We start from the raw sequence: 20248 nt of genomic DNA on the forward strand, positions 1-20248 counted from the left end.
ATAACCTTGCCAAGGTTAGGGTCGCGGGTTCGAGTCCCGTCATCCGCTCAAGTTACTCCCTTGTGGTCCTCCACAAGGGAGTTTTTCGTCAATCACACGCGAAACACACCAGAAACGTGCGCTACCACCTGGAAACAGTGAATCTTCCTTTCCACGAACTTTGTTTTGATTGGACGCCAGTTCCGTCAATAGATGTTTCAGCTGAATAGAAGAGACCGCCCCAGGCACTTAGCTCTGGAGCGGTCTTTTCTATCAAATTTGTGAATTGAACTCGAGGTTACGCTGCGTTGCGAGCGCCGAGCTCCTTGTCCAGGCGCAGCAGGCCAGCGCCATTGTCACCCAGAATCTCCAGGCGACCGATGATGCCGCGGACGGTGTCCTCTTCCTCAATCTGCTCAACTACGAAGCTATCCAGCAGCGGACGAGAGTCGATGTCACCTTCGCTGTCAGCAAGGTTGCGCAGGTTACGGATAGATGCCGAAACCTTCTCCTCGTGCTCGAGCGCAATGCGGAATGCATCGATAGCGGATGTGACCTTCACCTCCGGCGCCTCGACGGCGCCAATCTGCGGGCGATTGTCGCGAGCGTCAAGGTGGTTGATGAACTGATTGGCGTGATCGATTTCTTCCTCCGCCTGTGCACGCATCCACTCTGCCATACCGGAGAGATCCAGCAGGTCCAGCTCGATAGCGAGCTGACGGTAGACGTGCGAAGCGGTGAGCTCCATAGTGATCTGGTCGTTGAATGCCTTTTCAAGGGTATCTGTGAGTCGCATACCTTCACTATAGGTAAAACCCTCGTAAACAACAACGATTATAGCACTGCCCTTATAAGCCAGGCCTTGCCTACTCTGCAATCGTGAGCTTAACCTCGGCGGTATGGCTACACTCACATCCGCAAACCCATCTACCGATGAAATTCTTCGCTTTCTTTCCCGACCAGCACAAACGACAGATGATTCAGCGGCGGAGCCCCCCGCCATTCCCACAGTTACCGCCATCGCCGTCACCAGTATGGACGGACGTGGCGCCATCGAAGGCACCTCAGGACAGCTTGGCAATGACACCGACGCCACAATTTTCAACACGCTTCGTGCGCTTGCCGACGTCATTTTCGTCGGCACGGGCACCATTGTCGCAGAAGACTACGGCCCAGTTGAGATACCGGAGCACCTAGAGGCCGTTCGTCAAAAGCTTGGTCGCTCTGAGCATGTGGCAATGTCCACGCTCTCGCGTTCCTTGGACTTGGACGTAGAGTCCGACTTTTTTACAAACGCAGAAGCGAATCCTCCGATAATCTTCACCCCGACTGAAGATGCTTTTAATGATGAAGAGGAAACAGCTGCGCACGAGAACAAAGTTAGAAAGATGGAGTCAGCCGGGGCGCTCGTCGTCAAGCTCCCTACCCCCTCGGTAGGTGCGGCGATAACGTGGCTGGCCGAGCACGGCTACCGCGACATTGTCGTAGAGGGTGGTCCGACGATGTATCGAGAGGCGTTGCAGCAAGGGTGCGTTGACGAAGTGTTCCTGACGTTGTCACCGACATGGGTGGGTAACGGCCCCCTAACTTTCGGCGAAAACGACGCTGATGAGGACTCGAACTCGACGAACCCACAGGCTTTTGAAGTGCGGGATATCTTGCGTGCCGACTCACACATCTTCCTACACTATTCCCGCAGCTTCACCCAGTAGGGTGGAGTATTGTGAGTAAACCAAAAATCGACGTGAGCGCAAGCGCAACGGCATTAACGCAAACGTCCAAGGACACGCCAGAAACACCTTCGGTGGCTCCACACCCTCTGTCTCGGCACGTGTCGCGAGGACTCAGCGCTTTCTTGTGGCCTATCGCAGCTGTGGTGATTTTTCACCGCACCTGGGTTTTACCGAAGGACGTTTCTGGCACAGATGACTTTACGACGGTCTGGTCGGCAATTAATCGATTCGTATCGCAGGTACCCGTTTATTCGGAAGACTACGTAACAGCCGATCCGCACTATCTGTATTCGCCAGGCGCTACTCTACTTTTAGCCCCGATTGATTTGTTCGGCTCACTTGAATCTGGGCGAATCTGGTTTGCGGTATTTCAGTCAGCTGCAATCATTGCGGCAATTGTGTTGCTACTCAGGTGGCTTGGTATTGCGCGCTCGGGTCCCATCATCCCAGCGTCGATAGCACTGCTCTACCTCACGGAACCCGTTACCAACACCCTTGATTTTACGAATGTCAACGGTTCACTGTTCCTAGCCTTGGTGCTGTTTTTTATTGCACTGACCGAACGACGCAATATCTTGGCCGGCCTGATTATCGGTATCGCAATCACCATCAAACCCGTATTCTTGCCAATGCTGTTCCTACCGTTCATGCGCAGGCAGTTCTCTACGGTACTGATCAGTATCGGGGTGGTAATTGCAGCCAATGTCATTGCGTGGCCGCTCATGGTCCAACCACGTGACTACCTAGATATCACTATCCCCTACCTGGGAATTGTCCGTGACTTTGCAAATGCTTCACTGACTGGGCAGCTTGTTTGGCTGGGTGCCCATCCGACACTGATTTTACTGTGGCGGATCTTTTTCGGCATTTTTGTCTTGGTATCTGTCGTGCTCCTTCTTCGCTGGCTCGAAAGGGATGAGAAGTTCTGGATTGCAACGACTTCCGGAGTTCTATTCACCGGCGCGTTCTTTCTTTCCAGTCTGGGACAGCAGTACTACTCGATGATGCTCTTGCCAATGGTTCTCACCGTGCTTCGCCCATTGGTTCTGGATCGCGACAATGAAGGAAATATTGGTTCGACTGTCATGTTGAATTGGGGCGCAGGACTCGGGGTCGTACTCTGTTTCTTCTACGCTAATTGGTGGATTGATGAGGATGACCTCTTTTTCCCGTGGTTCACGGTTGCAATCGGCGGCATTGGATGGGGCGTTCTTATCCTCTCCATCACGGCCGCACTCGTTCGGATGACCATTGTGGATGCCGTCAATGGACGTAGCTTTGCATCCGGCTTCAGCTGGCTGGGTGAGTGGAAGATCGCAGGCGGGAAGTTTAATCAGGAATCTGATCTCAAGTCTGAGGAGGCTACCCATAATGGTTGATTCGCACAGCGAAGATTGGAATCTGAGCGAAGAAGAATGGCGCAAGCGACTCAATGCCGCCGAGTACCAGGTGCTGCGTCAGGCAGGTACTGAACGCGCCTTCACCGGTGAATACACCGATACTGAAACTCAAGGTGTCTACCGCTGCCGGGCTTGTGGTTACGAACTGTTCCGCTCGAGCGAAAAGTTCCACTCTCACTGCGGTTGGCCATCTTTCTTTTCTCCCCTTGCAGGAGACCGCATTATTGAGCGGCGAGACGCGAGCCTCGGCATGGTCCGCACTGAGGTTCTGTGCAGTCGTTGCAAGTCCCACCTCGGCCACGTCTTCGAGGGAGAGGGCTACAATACTCCAACCGACCTGCGGTATTGCATCAATTCAATTTCACTCACACTGGAACCGGATGAGAGCACTGAATAAACAAATAGGACAACAGCGCCGCTGGTAGTACCCCGAAAGTTGACAGGGTTTTTAACCAGTGGCGCTGTTGGGTGTCTAGTGGATTGCGAGAACTACGGCAGAACGTTAATAATCTCCGCGATGTCATCCACACGACGCCCCGTGTGGAACGGGATCTCTTCGCGGACGTGCAGGCGAGCCTCGGTGTAGCGCATCTTCCACATCAAGTCGACAATGCGGTCAAGCTCCGGCCCCTCGAACGCGAGAATCCACTCGTAGTCGCCGAGTGCGAATGCCGGGACAGTATTGGCACGCACATCCGGGTAGTCGCGACCTGCCATTCCGTGCTCGGCGAGGATACGGCGACGCTCGGTCGGCTCCAGCAGGTACCAGTCGTAGGAACGGACGAACGGGTAAACCGCAATCCATCGGCCCGGTTCTTCGCCCATGATGAATGACGGCAGGTGCGACTTGTTGAACTCAGCCGGACGGTGCAACGCAGCATTAGACCAGTGCGGAGTAGAAGCCTGTCCCAGCGGAGTTTCGCGCAGGAAGGCGTTGTAGAAGGCCTGCAGATCCTCCAGCTTCTCCGCGTGAATCCAGAACATGAAGTCGGCTTCAGCACGCATGGCCGAAACGTCGTAGAAACCGCGGATAATCAGGTCAGTGTCTTCGTAACGAGCCAGGAATTCCTTGGTCTTAGCCACTGCCTCTTCGCGGTTTTCTCCGAGTGCGCCCGGGGTCACCTTGAAGGTAGACCACATGGTGTAACGGATGGTGTCGTTGAGCTTCTTGTAATCGAGCTTGGTCATCAGTTCTCTCCTAGTTCGGTTGAAAAGTCTGTTCAAAAATTCAATGGTTCGGCGCCAGTTCCCCACTCAGCACCGAATTTCAGTGTCACTCGCAGTGTTATCCCAATTCCGTAACGACCTTGTCGGCCGCAGCCTTGGCGTTGGAAATACACTCCGGAATACCGGGACCGCTGAGCCATGCACCCGTTGCGGCGAGCTTTGGCACCTCTTCCAAGTCCTGGCGAGCAAAATCCATCAAGCTCCCGTGCCCCATACCGAAGCGCGGAATTCCCGCCCACCAACGTTGGACGAAAACCGCTGTCGGTTCGGCATCAAAGCCAGTCGCCTTAGCCAAGTCTGCCTTCGCCCGGGCGAGGAGGTCCTCGTCGCTGCGATGCACGTGCGAGTCATCATCAAAACGACCGAAGCTCGCCCTCACAACGGCACCGTAGCGCTCGCCAATATGTGGCCATTTTCGAGACGACACAGTGAAAGCCTTCGCAGACAGGTCCGCGCCAATCTCGCACAGCACACCGTTGATCTCTGGCAACCCTTCCGACGAGTCGAAACACATACCGACCACTGCCGAGTTCGACGTGTCTACCCCGCCAATGAGCTCCGCCGCCTCTGGCGCAAGATTGCTCAAGAGCTCCGAAGTGGTTGCAGAGGGTGCCGCCAACACAACACCGTCGACGTCAATAGTGCTGATGCTCGTTCCGCTTTCCGACGGCAGTTCCACGGTCACCTCAAAGCCATTGTCAGTCTGCCGCAGACCGGTGGCCTTCGTCGACAGGAGGAGTTCTACTCCCGATTCGTCGACAAGCGTGTTGTAGAGAACCTCGAAGCCATCGCGGAACGTCTGGAAGACCACCGGTCGCTTCGTCTTTGTCGAATCTGTCACGTCTTCACTGCTCAGGCGCGCCTGGTGCGCCTGCTTACGAGCCTCCAGAACACGCTGAACAGCGCCGGTAAGACTGACGTGGTCACCGACACTAGCCATTTCGTCGAGCTTTGCTGCTAGCTGAGGGATGGTCGCACGGAGCCCGAGATCGTATGCGGTGGTTGAGTAGACTCCCCCGAGTAGCGGGGAGACGATGCGGTCGACGACCTCTTCGCCGAGACGCGCAGCGACCAGCTGGCCGACATTCATGTCGTCGCCCAACACCCAGTGCAGGGCTGGAGTGAGCTTAGGATCCGACTCGGCATCAATCTTGGCGAGAGTTTCCTCGCTGAGGAGATAGTCCAAGCCCTCTGAACTTCCTGGAATACCGGTAACGGTATTGCGCGGAAGGTCCTTAAGTTCACCGCCAATGTAGAGCTTGGAAGGCAGCCCCGAAGGGGCGACAAGCTGATCTGCCAACCCGAGTTCGTTGAAGAACTCGGTGGCATCGTGGCGGAATGCCAGGTACGCCTCGGCGCCTGCCTCAAGAGGGCCGTTAGCTCCTGGTCGAGTCTTCAGCTTGCCGCCCACCTGCGAACTGGACTCGATAACAATGATTCGAGTGGCGGGACCCATTTTCTTCCGCAACTCATACGCTGCGGTCAAACCGGAGATACCGCCACCGACAACGGCAATGGTAAAAGGTTGTATAACCACGATATTTCGTACGCTTTCTCTATGCCCGTATTCCAAGTGGACACTGTCGATATGACTTGTTGGAAGTGAACTAGTGTCCGCTCTTACACTTGTTGCGTCAGCTTCTACGTTGCGTGAATGATTTCAACGGCACGCGTAATCGCGTCCGCATCGGTATGCGGCAGCACCCCGTGCCCCAGGTTGAAGATATGTCCACGGGCATCACCACGCTTAATTGCGCGGTCAGCCTCGGCGCAGATGCGCTGAATCTCTTGGGTCATGGCAGCTTCACCGGCAAACAGAATGGCCGGGTCGAGGTTGCCCTGCAGTGCAAGGCTGTTCTGCGACGGGTCTGCGCCTCGGTTGACGTCGGAAAGCGTGGCACGAATGCGGTTGGCCGCAACGTCCAGCGGCACGCGCCAGTCCACGCCCATGACTTCTGGGCCGGCTTCAGCCATAGCACCCAGAAGCTCCCCGGTGCCCACACCGAAGTGAATACGCGGTATTCCGGCATCGGCAACGGACTGGAAGATCTCCTTCGAGTACGGCAACACAAAACGGCGATAATCACGCTCGGTGAGGTAGCCAGCCCAGGAGTCGAAGAGCTGGACAGCGTCCACACCAGCCGCAATCTGCGCGCGCAGGAAAGTAATCACCATGGGGGTGATTTTCTGCATCAGGTGATTCCACAATTCGGGATCCGAGTGCATGAGCGCTTTAGTGCGCTCGTGATTGCGAGACGGGCCGCCTTCAATCAGGTACGACGCCAAGGTGAACGGAGCGCCAGCGAAACCAATAAGCGCCTGGGAATCAGTCAGCTCTTGCAAAATGAGGCCGATTCCTTCGGCCACAGGAGCGAGCTGATCCTCTGTGACCTCCGGCAGAGTCTTGATGTCTGCTTCCGAGCGCACCGGAGCATCCATTACCGGACCGCGACCGGGAACAATATCTAGGTTGACGCCCGCTGCCTTCAATGGGACGACGATATCGGAAAACAGAATCGCAGCATCAACGTCGTGCCTACGTACTGGCTGCATCGTAATCTCAGCAAGCAGCTCCGGACGGAAGCAGGAGTCCAACATACCGATGTCCTTGCGAACTTCACGGTATTCAGGCAGCGAACGACCTGCTTGCCGCATAAACCAGACCGGACGGCGCGAAGGAGTGCGACCGTAGGCTGCATCAAGAATCGGGGCATCAGTCAAAGTGCGACGATTGTTCATACGGACAATCATGCCCCACCTACCTTAAAAATTGATATGTGGGGTAGTAAGAACAGCGAAATTGCTCGCCCTGCTGTGCACTTTGAGGAACCTCTCGGTCGCTTTCCGCTCTTTTCGGCGCGCCTCCCACTAACGCGCGCGACATATAGATAAGTTCAGGCGCGTGAATGGAACCGATTCAACGCCACAGAACTTCCGCGCCGCGGTCGAGTCAATGCACTCCGCTGAGCTGCGACCTGAGATTGCTCTGGGCACCGTTCGGCCACCGCAGAAGCTGGCACCTTTTAGCCACGCTGTCTCGCTTGAGGTCACGCAGCCCGAAGCTGATATTGTCCCCGAGTCCTCGGATGACGATGCCTTTGGTCGTTTAATTTTGCTCCACGACCCTCGCAGTGAGGAAACCTGGGACGGCGATATGCGCTTGGTTGCATACATCCAGGCAGATATGGACGCATCCCTCGCAGAAGACCCATTACTTCCCCAGGTTGCCTGGCAATGGCTCACTGAGGCTCTGGCTGAGAACAACGCCGAGCTTTCTAACTTGGGTGGCACGGTTACGACCACAAACTCTGTCCGCTATGGCGAGATTGGCGGCAAGCCACAGGCCTTTCAGCTGGAAATGCGTGCATCGTGGACGGCTCGTGGCACCGACCTGCGCACTCATGTTGAATCCTTCGCTCAAGTGTTGGCGAACGTCGCTGGTCTGCCGCCCGTCGGCGTATCCCTTCTGGGCTGATACCGGCAACTGCTGATACCGACGACCGAAAAGGCGTGTGATGAGCTCCGACGTGGAAACAAGTCCCGACGTGGAAGTAAGACTTGCCCCTATCGAGGGAACTCCACGCGTGCTCTCCGATGTCGACGACATCATCGCCGCCAGTGAGCAGCTGGCCAAAGGACACGGTTGGCTCGCAGTCGATACTGAACGCGCTTCGGCGTATCGCTATGACGACCGCGCATTCCTACTCCAACTTCGTCGCCGCGGAGCCGGTACCTTTCTCATAGATCCCGAATACGGTCGCGAGGCAATGGCCTACCTCGGTTCCTCAATCAACGACCTGACCTGGATCATTCACGCAGCGCATTCTGACCTTCCCTGCCTTGCAGCCTTGGGCCTCTACCCCGCCAAGGTCATTGACACTGAGCTGGCGGGCAGGCTCCTCGGTCTCGAGCGAGTCAACTTAGCGGCTTTAACGGAGAAAATCCTGGGTGTTGGACTGGCCAAGGGGCACGGTCGCGAGGATTGGTCTACTCGCCCACTCCCAGCGGATTGGCTGGACTACGCAGCACTGGATGTCGAGCTGCTCATCGAACTCGCCGAGGTTCTGTCTCAGGCGCTCGCTGAACTCGACCGCCTGGAATGGCTGGAACAGGAATGTGAACGCGAACTCGCCATACACCGCAAATACCTCGATGGTCTACACGTCGGGCAATCGTGGCAGGGGCTTAAAGGCATAGGAAAGTTGCGTACTTCCGAACAGCTCCACGTCGCCCGCGCGCTGTGGACTGAGCGTGATGAAATCGCCAAAGAACGTGATGTCTCCCCGACTCACATCATGGGTCACAGTGTTTTACGCACAATCGCAGAACAACTTCCCGGTACGCAGAGTGAGTTAACCGCTATCCGTGGATTTCCGCGGCGCCGTCGCGGTGCCGCGGACGCTTGGCTGAGGGTCATCAATGAAGCCCGACAGGAACCCAAGTCATCGTGGCCAAAGCTCCAAAAGCCCTCTCGAAACGAGATGCCGCAATTTCGGCGCTGGGCGGAACATGCTCCGCAGGCCGCCGCACTTTACGAAACTGCACAAGCCACCATCGACAACACCTGTACACACATTCACCTGCGCAAAGACACTCTCATCACCTCCGCGCAGACACGTGAAATGGTTTGGTGGATTCACAGTCGCACACTCGGCTCATTCGCATTCCGCCACCACAACAACTACGCGGCCGGCCTGCCAGCCGTTACGGAAATCTCCGCCCACCTCAGTGAGCAGGGTTTCCGCCCATGGCAGGCACATTTGCTTGCCGACGTCATCGGTGCCTATGTTCTTGCGCCCATGCGGAACCCGCTCTAGCTACGCCCGCTCCAGCACCGCGATGGTTTCAAAGTGATGGGTTAGACCAAATGCGTCTACGACCTCGATGTGCTTGAACCGGTAGCCGTGGTCAGCCCAGTACCGAGCATCTCGGGCGAAAGTCGCCGGATCGCAGCCGAAGTGAACCACCACGCGTGGCGTGGCCTCCGCAATTGCGGCAATGGCGTCCTTGCCAGTGCCGGTGCGCGGAGGGTCGAGAACGACGATGTCCGGATTTGGGGTGTCCTTATTAGCGGTTTCGCGGCGCACAACCTTGGTGACATCCCCGGTAACGAATCGGACTGGTGCCGATGGCGACGCATTCCCCCTGTGGTCGGCAGCAGTGAAGGCCTTACGTCCTGCCGCCGCTGCTGTGGCAAAACCCTCGACAGAGAGAATTGAGCCCTCAGCGTCCACTAGCTTGCGCAGTGCCGCCGCCAGAACGCCTGCTCCGCCGTAGAGATCCCAAGCACAGGAGAAGGACTGGCCGGCCAACAGGTTAATGATGCGCGAGCCATAGAACTCAGGAGCATGGCGATGGGCTTGCCAGAAACCGGTAGTCGGAACATCAAAGGTAATGCCGTGAACAGTGTGCTGTGTGGTTGACTCACCTTCAATCACTGTTTGCTTTCGGTTCCGGCCACTGCCGGAGACGTACACAGCGCTTCGGTTACCCGCTGCATCCATTGCCACATGGAGTTCTCCCGGCTTCGGCGTCTTGCGCCCTCTACCGCGAGCGGGCTCAGCTACGGGGATAGTTCCGGCCGTCGTAAAGCCAGCGATGAGATTGGGTACCGTCTGGGCGCACTCGGAGCCGATGACGAGCTCGTGGGAACGAGAACGACGCAGACCGGCCCGCCCCTGGGAATCCACACCGAGACGCACGCGTGTTCGCCAGTGGGAAGTGGGCGCCAGTGGGAGGACATCGATAGCTGGCAGCTCGTCATCGTTAAAACGGCCAAGACGGCGCAGGCAATCGCTTAAAACGTCAACCTTGAGACCCGCAGCGTACTCCGGGTCAATAAAACCCCAGTCGCAGCACCCTGCGCCCTGTTGAGCTGCATCGCAGCTCTGAAAAATACGGTGCTCTGAGGCATCCAGAACCTCAACGACATTGCCGCGCCACAGCTTGGCATCTGGATTGGCGATCTCGACAACAACGCGTTCGCCGGGGATGCCACCGGTGACGAAACCGATGCGGCCGTCATAGCTGGCAATGAATTCTCCGCCGGCAGCGGGGCGGTCAATAGTCACTTCGATGTTCACGCAGTGTGATACTACCCGCTGGGGACAGAAAAGCCGCCGTCGGGTGACGGCGGCGTGCACGGCACAGTGTTGCCTGTAGGTGGCCTTCTTACCAGTCTGGCAACGAGATTTTCCCTGCTGACCCTGCGCTCTGATCAGTTAGTGGAACCATCGGGGTTGATGCCGGTAGCTCCTGGCACCTGTCCAGGCTCACCTTCAGCTTGAGCAGCCTGGGTCTGCTGCTGGTATGCCTGACGAATCTGCTCGGCCATCTGGGCCGGCAGAGTGACCGGAAGCGGCTGGCCTGCCGGCATCGGGTTCTCACCGCGAGAGACGAAGCTACGGGCGAGGACGCCACGGGCGAGGTCCGCAAGTTCCTCCGCCTGATCAGCCGGACCGGAGGCCGTCATGCGAAGCATCCAACGCGGGCCATCGGCGCCGATGATGCGCATTTCCATGTCGGAGGTGCGGCCTACGACTTCAGAACCCCACGGCCCCTGCTCGACGTGGACATCGAGACCATCCGACTCAAGGCCGTCCTTGATTTCCTGTGCGGACTCCTCCCAGAGGCCACCCGAAGTCGGAGCAGCAAATGCTACAGGAGTTACGCGGCCGTGCTGAGTGGCGACGTGCAGCATGGTCGGACCTGTCGGCCCCATCTCCACCTGAATATCTCCCACGTGAGGAATGGGCAGCAGCATCGAACCGAGGTTTAGGCTGGCCTTCGCGAAGTCGGAGAAATCAAACTGCGTCGGGCTAGCGCTGTTGATATCGAACGGGCCGTTTGCCGGTGCATTCTCCGCGGTGGTCTCCGGCGCGTCGTCCTGCACGGTTTCGGCAGCGTCCTCCGGAGCTGGCGCCGCAGACTCGGTGGTAGCAGCCTCAGCCTCAGCAGTTGGGTCTTCTGACTGGTTCTTCTTTCCAAATGGCCACATGGTGGTTTATTGACACCTCGCTAAAAGAAATTTTTGAAAAAGGAAAAGCTTTTGTAAACGCTGTATTGAGCTCTTCACGCATTGAACCACACTTGGCGGGGTTCTCGCGCTGTCAGAGACGTTTTAGAGAGTGGTTGATACCCCAGTCGACCCGTGGCCGCCAGCACCACGTTCCGTTTCATCGAGCTCGTCGACTTCGACCATCGGGCAGAGCTCCACTTTTTGCACGACCAACTGGGCAATTCGATCGCCCTTGACAATCTCCACCGCATTGTTCGGGTCCAAGTTGATTAGGCAAACTTTGATTTCACCGCGATAGCCGGCATCAATTGTGCCGGGGGCGTTCACGATGGATAGCCCCTTTTTAAAGGCCAAGCCGGAGCGCGGATGAACCAACCCCACCGTGCCTGCCGGCAATGCAATAGCAATACCTGTACCTACGAGCGCCCGCTGCCCCGGTGCTAGGACGACATCCTCCACGGAGCTCAGATCCACTCCGGCATCATCAGCATGCGCACGTTGCGGAATCACTGCATCCTTATCGAGCTTTTTCACTCGTACCGGGGCATAAGTCATGACCTTGTATGTCCTTCACTGTCGCGTCTTCTAAGAACCGCTCTTCGGCCTTGTCAGTACCGAGCATAGCCGTGCCCTAGAATGAATAATCGTGAGTGGAAAAGATAACCTGCAGCCTCGTCGCGACGACAGCTCGGCACCCGTCTCTGATGGTGCGGCAATGCCAATGAGCTCGAGTGGAGATTCATCGATTGTCTATTCCGAAAAGCTCTGGGTTCCCTGGTGGTTCTGGGCACTCGGCGCTGCTGCTGTTTTCGTGTGTACGGCCCAGATTGGCTTTAATCGTTCACCGATTTGGCTTGTTATCGGCGGCATTATCTGTCTGGCTGTAGGCGTGTGGGTGCTTTTGACTATGTCGAAGACCACGGTGTCTGTGGAAGTGGATAGCACAGGTGAGCACTGGCTCCACGCCGACACGGCAGTTCTGCCGGCATCGGTTGTTGCCAAATCCCTGGTGGTCCCGAAGTCCGCGCAACGCAATGCATTGGGCCGTCAGCTCGATCCGGCAGCTTTCCTGGTTACGCACACGTGGATTCCCACGATGGTGCTGCTCGTTTTGGACGATCCAGACGACCCCACCCCCTATTGGCTGGTCTCCACCCGCCGTCCAGAGGCACTGCTTGACAGCCTCTTCGACCGCTAGGTCGCAATCTTTCCCCGCCGCTACACGCTTGACGACGGCCCCAGCGCCATCGCCGTAATCGCGCTAGCGGCGGTTTTTCCTTTTGCCAGGAACTTGTGCGGGTTGAACGGGGACTAAGCACAGTCCTGGCAGATGGGGAACCCATCACCGTTATCGACCGCAATCATCGAGCGGTGCATCACCATGAAACAGGAGCCACAGGTGAATTCGTCCGCGCCCTTCGGGGCAACGTCCATATCGAATTCTTCACCCGCGATGTCGGCTACCGGCAACTCGAACGGCTCGACAATTTCACCGTCGTCGGTATCGTCGATTTCCTTTTCGGCAGATGCAGCCTGAAGGCCCTCGAGGGAATCGGTCTCCAGCTCTTCGGTTTCACGAGTACGCGGGGCATCGTAGTTTACAGCCATGTCCCAAACCTTCTTTCTGGACCTTTTCTAGACATTGTGAACTGACTTTTCTCGGACAATACAACGCCTTGAGACGATTGACATGTCGTATTCTCCAGCGTCTTTCTCAGCGGATATTAAGGCAATTCACGCAATCTGTCATCTCTGCAGGTCACCATAGGTTTCTAGGTCGATTAGCCGAGAAGAAGATAACATGATGACTATGAGTTCAGGCCCCGCAAGCACCTCAAGAGCATCACATCGACGAAAAATTGTTCCCTACGTGGTGCTTTCCGTGGTCGCTATAGCAATTACCGCGACGTCGTGGGTACTGGCTTTCCGCAGCCAGCCGACTAGTTACCCGGTGTCCTGTTCCCTCCCCTCAGCTGGTACCCCTGTTTCCTCAACCACTCTGATTGGTGAACACGTCGTTCCACCATCTGATGTCCATGTGCGCGTTTATAACGCGAACGGCAAAGTCGGCCAGGCCACGACCGTCGCCGAACAGTTGCGACAGCTCGATTTCGTTCTCGATGAGCAGGTTCCTTACGGCAACGACCCGATTGTGGAGAACCAGGATCTCAGTTGCTTCGGCCAGCTGCGTTTCGGCCAGGAGTTCAGTGGCCACGCTGCAGCGCTTCACGCCCTCTTCCCCTGTTTCGAGCTCATCCACGATGGCCGCCCAGATGCAACTGTCGATGTGTCGTTAGGTGGGGGATTCAAGGAGCTCGACGTAGCCAGCCAAGCAGAGGAGACGATGGCCGCCTTAAACCGTGGTGAGCAGGCTGACCTCGAGGGGCTGGCTTCCTTGCGCTCCAGCACCTGCTCCTAGGCCGATGCCCTAAGGCCGAGCCTGCGCGACCGCGCCATCCAACGCATCGAAGAACGCATCGGCTACTCCAGGACTCGCCGCGCTGACAACGTAATCGAGTGGGTCTCCCTCCGGCCGGCCAGCAGCGTGGGCACACTGAGTGAATTCAGGAACCCTAAGCTTTGCTCCTGCTTCAGCCGCAATCAGCGCACCTGCTGCATAGTCCCAAATCTTGATGTCGTGCTCGTAATACGCATCAACACGACCGTGCGCCACCATGCACAGATCCAGCGCCGCCGATCCCATGCGACGAATATCTCGACACTCCCCCAGCAACTGCGACGCTATACGACCCTGCACCTGCCGGAGGCTAGCGGAATAGCTGAATCCCGTTGCCACAAGGGTTTTCTCCAGCTCGGCCGTTGGTGAACAATTAAGCGCCTGCACCGTACCGTCCCACCGAGAAACCTGAGCGCCCTCTCCCTTTGCTGCGCTATAAATCTCGCCTGAGGCGACATTTACTACCGCTCCGGCCACTACTTCATGGCCTACGGCGCAGGCGATACTTACGGCAAAGTTGGGCAGACCGTAGAGGAAATTCACCGTACCGTCGATGGGGTCTACAATCCAGGTCACCGCTTCGCCCTCGTCGGCCGTCTGCGCTGGGGAACTGGCGCCGTCGTCAAGCCCTCCTTCTTCGCCCACAATGCAATCGGTGCTGCTAAAAGTCTTGATGAGCGCACGAATGAGCTCCTCGGATTCGCGGTCGACGATTGTGACAGGGTCCACGGCGGAGGTCTTAGTTTCGGAGCTGGCTAAAACCCCGTCGGAGCCGAGTTCGGCACGGCGGCGGACGATATGCGCCGAGGCTGCGCGTGCGATGAGTACCGCACGAGCACGCAATTCACTGCCGCTGGGGCGCGCGGACCCCGGATTACTCTGCGCAATAAATAGCTCATTACCTGCGGTGTTAGCGGTTTTCTCGGTGCTATGCGAATTATTGCTCATGCTCCCATTGTGTGCGTTTCGTACAATTTCAGCTATGGGACAACGAATTGGATTTGGCATCGATGTCGGAGGCTCGGGAATCAAGGGTGGTCGCGTGAACCTTGATACTGGGCAGCTCATTGGCGACCGCATCAAGATTTTCACGCCGCAGCCGGCGACTCCGGAAGCGGTTGCGAAGACCATTGCGGAAATTGTGGACATTGCGCAGTGGGATTCCGATGTAGGCATCACCATTCCTTCCGTCGTCCAGAACCAAATAGCACTGCTGGCTGCCAATATTGACGATTCATGGGTCGATACAAACTGCCAAGAGCTCTTCGCTAAGCACCTGCCCAACAATAAGGCGCACGTGCTTAACGACGCTGACGCTGCCGGCCTTGCTGAAGTCCAGTTCGGCGATCCCGATAACAAGACCGGCGCGGTACTGCTGCTGACTTTCGGCACCGGAATCGGCTCCGCGCTTATTCATGACGGACTGCTCTACCCCAATTCGGAGTTGGGTCACCTCATCATTGATGGCATGGAGGCCGAGCACTTTGCATCGGCACGAGTTAAAGATGTCGAAGCACTCGGCTTCGAAGAGTGGGCTGAGCGAGTTAGCAAGGTCTTAAAGACGTATGAGGCACTGTTTTGGCCGTCGAGGATTATCGTCGGCGGCGGAATCAGTCGCGAGCACGAAAAGTGGATTCCGCTGTTGACATGTAAGGCTCCAGTTGTCCCCGCAAGTCTGGATAATAATGCGGGTATTGCCGGGGCGGCCTTTGCAGCTGAACAGGGGCTTTACCCTTAAGCAGGCGCATTCTTAGTATGGGGATTGCTGCCAGGGTGGCGGGCTTGACACATAGTGGAAGCCATGCCCCGTGGCGGCGATTTTCAGAATTGGTTTACAATAAGAAGTTGACTCACGGCAAGGTTGAATAATCAACAGGCTCGAGGAGGATTGGGAAATCGAATTCAAGCACACCGCTTAGATGAGGGTTTTCACCGATTACTTCTTCGCTAGGAGCCAGAAAAGCAACACTGATGACCGTGGCACGAAAAGGTCAGCTCCGAATGTTTCCCATTCGGCTAGTTGGCTATAGACGAAGTAAAGGCGCACCACTGGCGCGTTGAGCTTCTCTCTATCCGAGAGGAGCTGGCGGCGACATTGGCGGCGCACACAACGTACATCGTGAAAGGGCGTTCGTGGCAGGCAACGAACTGGGGCAAGCTCAGGACCAATCCACCGGGAGTGGCACCGGTTCAGCTACTCCTGCAAAGAAGGCTGTAAAGAAGGCCATTAAGAAGGCAGTGAAGAAGACCGTGGCAAAGAAGACTGCTGCGAAGAAAACTGCTGCCAAAAAGACAGCTGCTAAAAAGACGGCGGCGAAAAAGACTACCGCTAAGAAGACAGCTGCCAAAAAGACCGTGAAGAAGGCAGCCAAGAAGTCGGCAGCTAAGAAGACCACGCGTAAGGCCGCTGCCAAGAAGGCACCTAAGCGGGCAACGGCCGCAAAGGCCACTGCAGCTAAGGCTGCTGCGGCTAAGGCGAAGGACGCTCAGGCTCTCGACGCTACTGAGAACGAGGAGCTCGAGGACGAGGATCTCGACCACGACCTGGAGCAAGAGCGGGACTACGACCCGGATCTGGATGATGATCTCGAAGACGACAATCTTCATGATGATCTGGATGACGACGACCTCGAAGACGACGACCTCGACGATGATGAAGAGGACGACGAAGAAGAGGACGACGAGGACGAGGGCGATGAGGTCTGGAACGAGGACGAATCAGCTCGTCTGCGTCAAGCCCGCAAGGATGCTGCTCTCACTGCGTCCGCTGACTCCGTCCGCGCCTACCTCAAGCAGATCGGTAAGGTCGCACTGCTGACCGCCGAGGAAGAGGTTAGCCTGGCTAAGCGCATCGAAGCCGGACTGTACGCGCAGTTCAAGATTGACGAGGCCAAGGAGGCCGGCGAGCGCATCGCCTACGCGCAGAAGCGCGACTTGCGCGAAATTTCTCGTGATGGCCAGCGTGCTAAGAACCATCTGCTGGAGGCCAATCTCCGTCTCGTGGTTTCTCTGGCGAAGCGCTACACCGGCCGCGGCATGGCTTTCCTTGACCTTATTCAAGAGGGCAACCTCGGCCTGATTCGCGCTGTCGAGAAATTCGACTACACCAAGGGCTACAAGTTCTCCACTTACGCAACGTGGTGGATTCGCCAGGCCATCACGCGTGCAATGGCTGACCAGGCTCGAACCATTCGTATTCCGGTTCACATGGTCGAGGTCATTAATAAGCTCGGCCGTATTCAACGTGAGCTGCTCCAGGATCTGGGCCGAGAGCCCACCCCGGAAGAGCTCGCTAAGGAGATGGATATCACCGAGGAAAAGGTTCTCGAGATTCAGCAGTACGCTCGTGAGCCGATTTCGCTGGACCAGACCATCGGTGACGAGGGCGACTCTCAGCTCGGTGACTTCATTGAGGACTCCGAGGCAGTCATCGCCGTTGACGCCGTCAGCTTCACGCTCCTCCAAGATCAGCTTGGCGACGTCCTAGAGACACTCTCCGAACGTGAAGCCGGTGTCGTCCGTCTGCGCTTTGGCCTTACCGACGGCATGCCACGTACTCTCGACGAGATTGGCCAGGTCTACGGTGTGACGCGCGAGCGCATCCGTCAGATTGAGTCCAAGACGATGTCCAAGCTGCGTCACCCATCGCGTTCGCAGGTGCTGCGCGACTACTTGGAGTAACGCTTTCACTTGGAGCAGTTCGTGGGGCTAACAGCTAAACCCAAAAATCGGGCTTGAATGAGGTTTCACACCTTATTCGGGCCCGATTCTCTTTAGGGGGGGCAGGGCTATCGGGTTAGTGACTGCATTTATGGCGGGCGACGGCAGGACAATACGAGTTAGTGACCGCGCTTATAGCAAAATTGGGCCGAAAAATTGCCTGAAAGTGCTATAAACTCACACAGTTTCACATTTGCAGCCCAAAGCCCCGGACCACCACAGTGGAACGGGGCGAGGGGGAATCTAAGCAACGCTAGGCGAAACAGTCCGGTGGGGCTCCAACGTAGTGCCCCACCATCCGCTACCGGCTATTGAATACCCCGCTAGTACACGACGCCGAATACCCACTGCAGCAGTGTCAGCGAAGCCACGGAAATCACAATCAGCGCGATGATGTTCAGCCAAACGCCGGCCTTGACCATGTTGTCCATGCTGACGTAGCCGGAGCCGTAGGCGATGGCGTTCGGCGGTGTTGCAACCGGCATCATGAACGCCGATGTAGCCGCCAGAGCAACCGGAACTGCGAAGATCATCTGGTCGTGGCCCAACCCGATTGCCATGGCACCAACCAACGGCAGGAAGGTCGCGGCCGTCGCGGTGTTCGAGGTGAACTCGGTCAGGAACAGCACAACTGCGCCGACGACAACCACGAGTGCAGCCACTGGCATCCAACCAAGGGTAGCCAGTTGGTCGCCAATCCAGTCCGACAACCCAGAGGCACCGAACTGCGAGGACAGTGCCAGGCCACCACCGAACAGTAGCAGCACGCCCCAGGGCAGCTCTAACGCATTTTCCCAGCGCATCAGCTTCACTCCATCAGGGCCGCCGGGAATGATGAACAGTGCGATACCCACGGTCATAGCAATCACCGCATCGGCGATCTTGGTGTCGGGCAGCAGGACCGGAACGAAGACCCACGCCAGCGCAGCTGCGATAAACACCATAAGCACGCGGCGCTCTCCAGCAGACATACGACCGAGGCGCTTGAGCTCATCACGCATCAGCTCACGGCCGCCCGGAATGTGCGTAATCTCCGGCTTGAAAAGCACGTTCGTCAACAGGAACCAGGCACAGAACATGAGCACAATCGCCACCGGGACACCCAACAGCATCCACTGGCCAAATCCGATATTGACACCCTGCTCCGCCATGTAGGCCGCCAGCATGGCGTTCGGCGGTGTACCGATAATCGTGCCCAGCGAACCAATCGATGCCGAGTACGCAATACCCAGCATCAGCGCGATACCGAAGTTCGACTTAGGCATCGGGTCATAGCTTGACGACGACTCCTCCGCCTCTTCGAGTGCCTCTCCGCCAGGGGTTTCGGTAACCGATTCTCCTGCCGCCCCCGGAGAGCCCGCAGCCTTCGCTGCCACCTTCTCATCGTGCAACATGCGGACGATCAGGCTCAGAACGGATACACCGATTGGCAGCATCATCACCGCTGTAGCCGTGTTGGATACCCACATAGACAGGAATCCGGTGGCCACCATGAAGCCAAGAATCAGCATCTTCGGTGACGACCCCATAACCACCAGAACCCACAGCGCAACGCGCTTGTGCAAGTTCCAGCGCTGCATTGCCAGCGCCAACAGGAAGCCCCCCATAAAGAGGAAGATGGTCGGGTCGGTGTACTTGCCCGAGAACTCCTTAATCTCAGCCAGGTTGAGAATCGGGAACAGCGCCAGTGGTAGCAGCGCCGTCACAGCAATCGGGATTGCCTCGGACATCCACCACACGGCCATGAGCACTGCTACACCAGCCGTTGCACGCAGGTTGTGATCGAGCTCCGCCGGCATGATGAAGTACACGAGCAGAGACAGAATGATACCGAGTCCCAGACCGGTGCGCTTTCGGAAAAGTTCCCGGCTGAGGTAACCACGGTCTTGTTGGCCGGGTGACAGTTCCGGGGAGTTGTCGCGCGTCGATGTCGCCGCCACGGTTCACGCTCCTATAAAAATCAATCAGCAGACATCCTGTTTTTGCACGCATGGTCACAGTTTACCGCATGTAGGGGATGCCAAATGTGGGTACTTTCTGACACCAATATCATTACCAACACTCGGCCGAACATGAGATTTCACTAAGAAACCCCCGACCGAAACTGCAGGCAGTTGGACTTCGGGGGTGAATAACGGGGTTAACTCATTTCATAGCTGCGCAACTAGCGTTAACCAGAAGTTCTGCCCTCGAACGAGACACCCATAGCTACCGCGGTCGCAGTCATTCCGCTTATTCCTTCGGCTGATCAGTACCCATCTGCTTAGAGATGCACTCCGCATATTCTGCCGAGGTGCGCTCGAATTTCTCGCACTTCGACATCGCATCAGATGTCGACGAGTACAACATCAGCGACACCACGACGGCAGCAATACCCGTCACAATGCCAACAATGCCCAAGCCGAACGAACCGCTGATAGCTGCTTCTCCCCCAGCAGCCTGTACGCGTTTCTTCGCGCTCATTGCCTTCGCCATCGCGATTATGCCCAGAACAATGCCAACGACACCGAGGATGCCACCAACAATCATCCAGGACATCAAGAGTCCACCGACGCCAAAGATAAGCGCCAATACCCCGATAGTCCGGCCCTCATTACCGGCGACAGCCGACAAACCCCCGCCAGCCGATTCTGAGGTCTTTGCCCGATTACTGCTTGCCGACATTTTTCTCTCCACCATCATCTGTCCGATAGATTGCTCAGATAGCTTGAAA

At 56.9% G+C, this 20248-nt stretch carries 20 protein-coding genes; 9 read left to right on the forward strand and 11 right to left on the reverse strand.

What is annotated here, in order from left to right:
- Positions 1 to 277: 277 nt before the first annotated feature.
- Positions 278 to 775 carry a ferritin gene (locus ADA16_RS00430; protein ID WP_048758352.1) on the reverse strand — a complete coding sequence of 166 codons (498 nt, stop codon included), beginning with the start codon at positions 773 to 775 and terminating at the stop codon, positions 278 to 280.
- A 103-nt stretch (positions 776 to 878) separates the two neighbouring features.
- Here ADA16_RS00430 and ADA16_RS00435 point away from each other — a divergent pair, with 103 nt between their 5' ends.
- From ADA16_RS00435 to msrB, 3 genes are read left to right on the forward strand one after another with little or no spacing between them, the layout of a single operon-like run.
- Positions 879 to 1691 carry a dihydrofolate reductase family protein gene (locus tag ADA16_RS00435; protein WP_048758353.1) on the forward strand — a complete coding sequence of 271 codons (813 nt, stop codon included), beginning with the start codon at positions 879 to 881 and terminating at the stop codon, positions 1689 to 1691.
- An 11-nt stretch (positions 1692 to 1702) separates the two neighbouring features.
- Positions 1703 to 3091 (forward strand): glycosyltransferase family 87 protein, encoded by a 1389-nt coding sequence (locus ADA16_RS00440; RefSeq protein ID WP_239659283.1) that lies wholly within the window; start codon positions 1703 to 1705, stop codon positions 3089 to 3091.
- Positions 3084 to 3509, forward strand: coding sequence for a peptide-methionine (R)-S-oxide reductase MsrB (msrB, locus tag ADA16_RS00445; RefSeq protein WP_048758355.1), 426 nt, complete (start codon positions 3084 to 3086; stop codon positions 3507 to 3509). The genes ADA16_RS00440 and msrB overlap by 8 nt, the downstream gene beginning before the upstream one ends.
- Positions 3510 to 3601: 92 nt before the next feature.
- On the opposite strand, the gene hemQ is transcribed toward msrB, so the two are convergent.
- From hemQ to hemE, 3 genes are all read right to left on the reverse strand, one after another.
- On the reverse strand, positions 3602 to 4300 hold the full coding sequence (gene hemQ / locus ADA16_RS00450; protein WP_016422664.1) for a hydrogen peroxide-dependent heme synthase: 699 nt from the start codon (positions 4298 to 4300) through the stop codon (positions 3602 to 3604).
- 97 nt (positions 4301 to 4397) lie between these two features.
- Positions 4398 to 5876, reverse strand: coding sequence for a protoporphyrinogen oxidase (gene hemG / locus ADA16_RS00455; RefSeq protein WP_048758356.1), 1479 nt, complete (start codon positions 5874 to 5876; stop codon positions 4398 to 4400).
- 104 nt (positions 5877 to 5980) lie between these two features.
- On the reverse strand, positions 5981 to 7090 hold the full coding sequence (gene hemE / locus ADA16_RS00460) for a uroporphyrinogen decarboxylase (RefSeq protein ID WP_048758357.1): 1110 nt from the start codon (positions 7088 to 7090) through the stop codon (positions 5981 to 5983).
- A gap of 151 nt (positions 7091 to 7241) precedes the next feature.
- On the opposite strand from hemE, the gene ADA16_RS00465 reads away from it, so the two are divergent.
- Both ADA16_RS00465 and ADA16_RS00470 read left to right on the forward strand, forming a co-directional pair.
- Positions 7242 to 7814 (forward strand): DUF3000 domain-containing protein, encoded by a 573-nt coding sequence (locus ADA16_RS00465; protein ID WP_082150614.1) that lies wholly within the window; start codon positions 7242 to 7244, stop codon positions 7812 to 7814.
- A 52-nt stretch (positions 7815 to 7866) separates the two neighbouring features.
- Positions 7867 to 9156 (forward strand): HRDC domain-containing protein, encoded by a 1290-nt coding sequence (locus ADA16_RS00470; RefSeq protein WP_239659284.1) that lies wholly within the window; start codon positions 7867 to 7869, stop codon positions 9154 to 9156.
- On the opposite strand, the gene ADA16_RS00475 is transcribed toward ADA16_RS00470, so the two are convergent.
- The 3 genes from ADA16_RS00475 to dut all read right to left on the reverse strand — a co-directional run bounded on the left by ADA16_RS00475 (position 9157) and on the right by dut (position 11912).
- On the reverse strand, positions 9157 to 10422 hold the full coding sequence (locus ADA16_RS00475; RefSeq protein ID WP_048758360.1) for a class I SAM-dependent RNA methyltransferase: 1266 nt from the start codon (positions 10420 to 10422) through the stop codon (positions 9157 to 9159).
- Positions 10423 to 10556: 134 nt separating this feature from the next.
- Entirely contained in the window at positions 10557 to 11336 is a 780-nt protein-coding gene (locus tag ADA16_RS00480) for a DUF3710 domain-containing protein (protein WP_048758361.1), read from the reverse strand.
- Positions 11337 to 11459: 123 nt separating this feature from the next.
- Positions 11460 to 11912, reverse strand: a complete 453-nt coding sequence (gene dut, locus ADA16_RS00485) for a dUTP diphosphatase (protein WP_048758362.1) — start codon at positions 11910 to 11912, stop codon at positions 11460 to 11462.
- Between the two features lie 166 nt (positions 11913 to 12078).
- Here dut and ADA16_RS00490 point away from each other — a divergent pair, with 166 nt between their 5' ends.
- Positions 12079 to 12555: a DUF3093 domain-containing protein gene (locus tag ADA16_RS00490; RefSeq protein ID WP_048758424.1), complete on the forward strand. Its 477-nt coding sequence runs from the start codon at positions 12079 to 12081 to the stop codon at positions 12553 to 12555.
- A gap of 113 nt (positions 12556 to 12668) precedes the next feature.
- On the opposite strand, the gene ADA16_RS00495 is transcribed toward ADA16_RS00490, so the two are convergent.
- A complete protein-coding gene (locus tag ADA16_RS00495) occupies positions 12669 to 12965 on the reverse strand; it encodes a DUF4193 domain-containing protein (protein WP_048758363.1) in 297 nt (98 codons plus the stop codon).
- A 202-nt stretch (positions 12966 to 13167) separates the two neighbouring features.
- Here ADA16_RS00495 and ADA16_RS00500 point away from each other — a divergent pair, with 202 nt between their 5' ends.
- Positions 13168 to 13776 carry a LytR C-terminal domain-containing protein gene (locus tag ADA16_RS00500; protein WP_161797579.1) on the forward strand — a complete coding sequence of 203 codons (609 nt, stop codon included), beginning with the start codon at positions 13168 to 13170 and terminating at the stop codon, positions 13774 to 13776.
- A gap of 9 nt (positions 13777 to 13785) precedes the next feature.
- Here ADA16_RS00500 and ADA16_RS00505 read toward each other — a convergent pair whose 3' ends face one another.
- Positions 13786 to 14763, reverse strand: a complete 978-nt coding sequence (locus ADA16_RS00505) for an inositol monophosphatase family protein (protein ID WP_053084281.1) — start codon at positions 14761 to 14763, stop codon at positions 13786 to 13788.
- 34 nt (positions 14764 to 14797) lie between these two features.
- Between ADA16_RS00505 and ppgK the strand changes: the two genes are divergently transcribed.
- Positions 14798 to 15553: a polyphosphate--glucose phosphotransferase gene (gene ppgK, locus ADA16_RS00510; protein ID WP_048758426.1), complete on the forward strand. Its 756-nt coding sequence runs from the start codon at positions 14798 to 14800 to the stop codon at positions 15551 to 15553.
- Positions 15554 to 15948: 395 nt separating this feature from the next.
- Positions 15949 to 17496, forward strand: coding sequence for an RNA polymerase sigma factor (locus tag ADA16_RS00515; protein ID WP_048758365.1), 1548 nt, complete (start codon positions 15949 to 15951; stop codon positions 17494 to 17496).
- Positions 17497 to 17858: 362 nt separating this feature from the next.
- Here the strand turns inward: ADA16_RS00515 and ADA16_RS00520 are convergent, their stop codons facing one another.
- Positions 17859 to 19475 (reverse strand): SLC13 family permease, encoded by a 1617-nt coding sequence (locus ADA16_RS00520; RefSeq protein ID WP_048758366.1) that lies wholly within the window; start codon positions 19473 to 19475, stop codon positions 17859 to 17861.
- 292 nt (positions 19476 to 19767) lie between these two features.
- Positions 19768 to 20199, reverse strand: coding sequence for a hypothetical protein (locus tag ADA16_RS00525; RefSeq protein ID WP_048758367.1), 432 nt, complete (start codon positions 20197 to 20199; stop codon positions 19768 to 19770).
- Positions 20200 to 20248: the final 49 nt, after the last annotated feature.

The organism is Corynebacterium vitaeruminis (assembly GCF_001054325.1).
GTDB classification, from domain to species: Bacteria; Actinomycetota; Actinomycetes; order Mycobacteriales; family Mycobacteriaceae; genus Corynebacterium; species Corynebacterium vitaeruminis_A.

What these genes read in the sequence shown, in the direction of transcription:
- ADA16_RS00480 (WP_048758361.1), bottom strand. Translation starts at nt 11,336, where the DNA reads ATGTGGCCATTTGGAAAGAAGAACCAGTCAGAAGACCCAACTGCTGAG.
- ADA16_RS00505 (WP_053084281.1), bottom strand. Translation starts at nt 14,763, where the DNA reads ATGAGCAATAATTCGCATAGCACCGAGAAAACCGCTAACACCGCAGGT.
- ADA16_RS00500 (WP_161797579.1), top strand. Translation starts at nt 13,168, where the DNA reads ATGAGTTCAGGCCCCGCAAGCACCTCAAGAGCATCACATCGACGAAAA.
- ADA16_RS00490 (WP_048758424.1), top strand. Translation starts at nt 12,079, where the DNA reads ATGAGCTCGAGTGGAGATTCATCGATTGTCTATTCCGAAAAGCTCTGG.
- hemE (WP_048758357.1), bottom strand. Translation starts at nt 7,090, where the DNA reads ATGATTGTCCGTATGAACAATCGTCGCACTTTGACTGATGCCCCGATT.
- hemQ (WP_016422664.1), bottom strand. Translation starts at nt 4,300, where the DNA reads ATGACCAAGCTCGATTACAAGAAGCTCAACGACACCATCCGTTACACC.
- ADA16_RS00430 (WP_048758352.1), bottom strand. Translation starts at nt 775, where the DNA reads ATGCGACTCACAGATACCCTTGAAAAGGCATTCAACGACCAGATCACT.
- msrB (WP_048758355.1), top strand. Translation starts at nt 3,084, where the DNA reads ATGGTTGATTCGCACAGCGAAGATTGGAATCTGAGCGAAGAAGAATGG.
- ADA16_RS00435 (WP_048758353.1), top strand. Translation starts at nt 879, where the DNA reads ATGGCTACACTCACATCCGCAAACCCATCTACCGATGAAATTCTTCGC.
- ADA16_RS00525 (WP_048758367.1), bottom strand. Translation starts at nt 20,199, where the DNA reads ATGTCGGCAAGCAGTAATCGGGCAAAGACCTCAGAATCGGCTGGCGGG.
- ADA16_RS00495 (WP_048758363.1), bottom strand. Translation starts at nt 12,965, where the DNA reads ATGGCTGTAAACTACGATGCCCCGCGTACTCGTGAAACCGAAGAGCTG.
- ppgK (WP_048758426.1), top strand. Translation starts at nt 14,798, where the DNA reads ATGGGACAACGAATTGGATTTGGCATCGATGTCGGAGGCTCGGGAATC.
- dut (WP_048758362.1), bottom strand. Translation starts at nt 11,912, where the DNA reads ATGACTTATGCCCCGGTACGAGTGAAAAAGCTCGATAAGGATGCAGTG.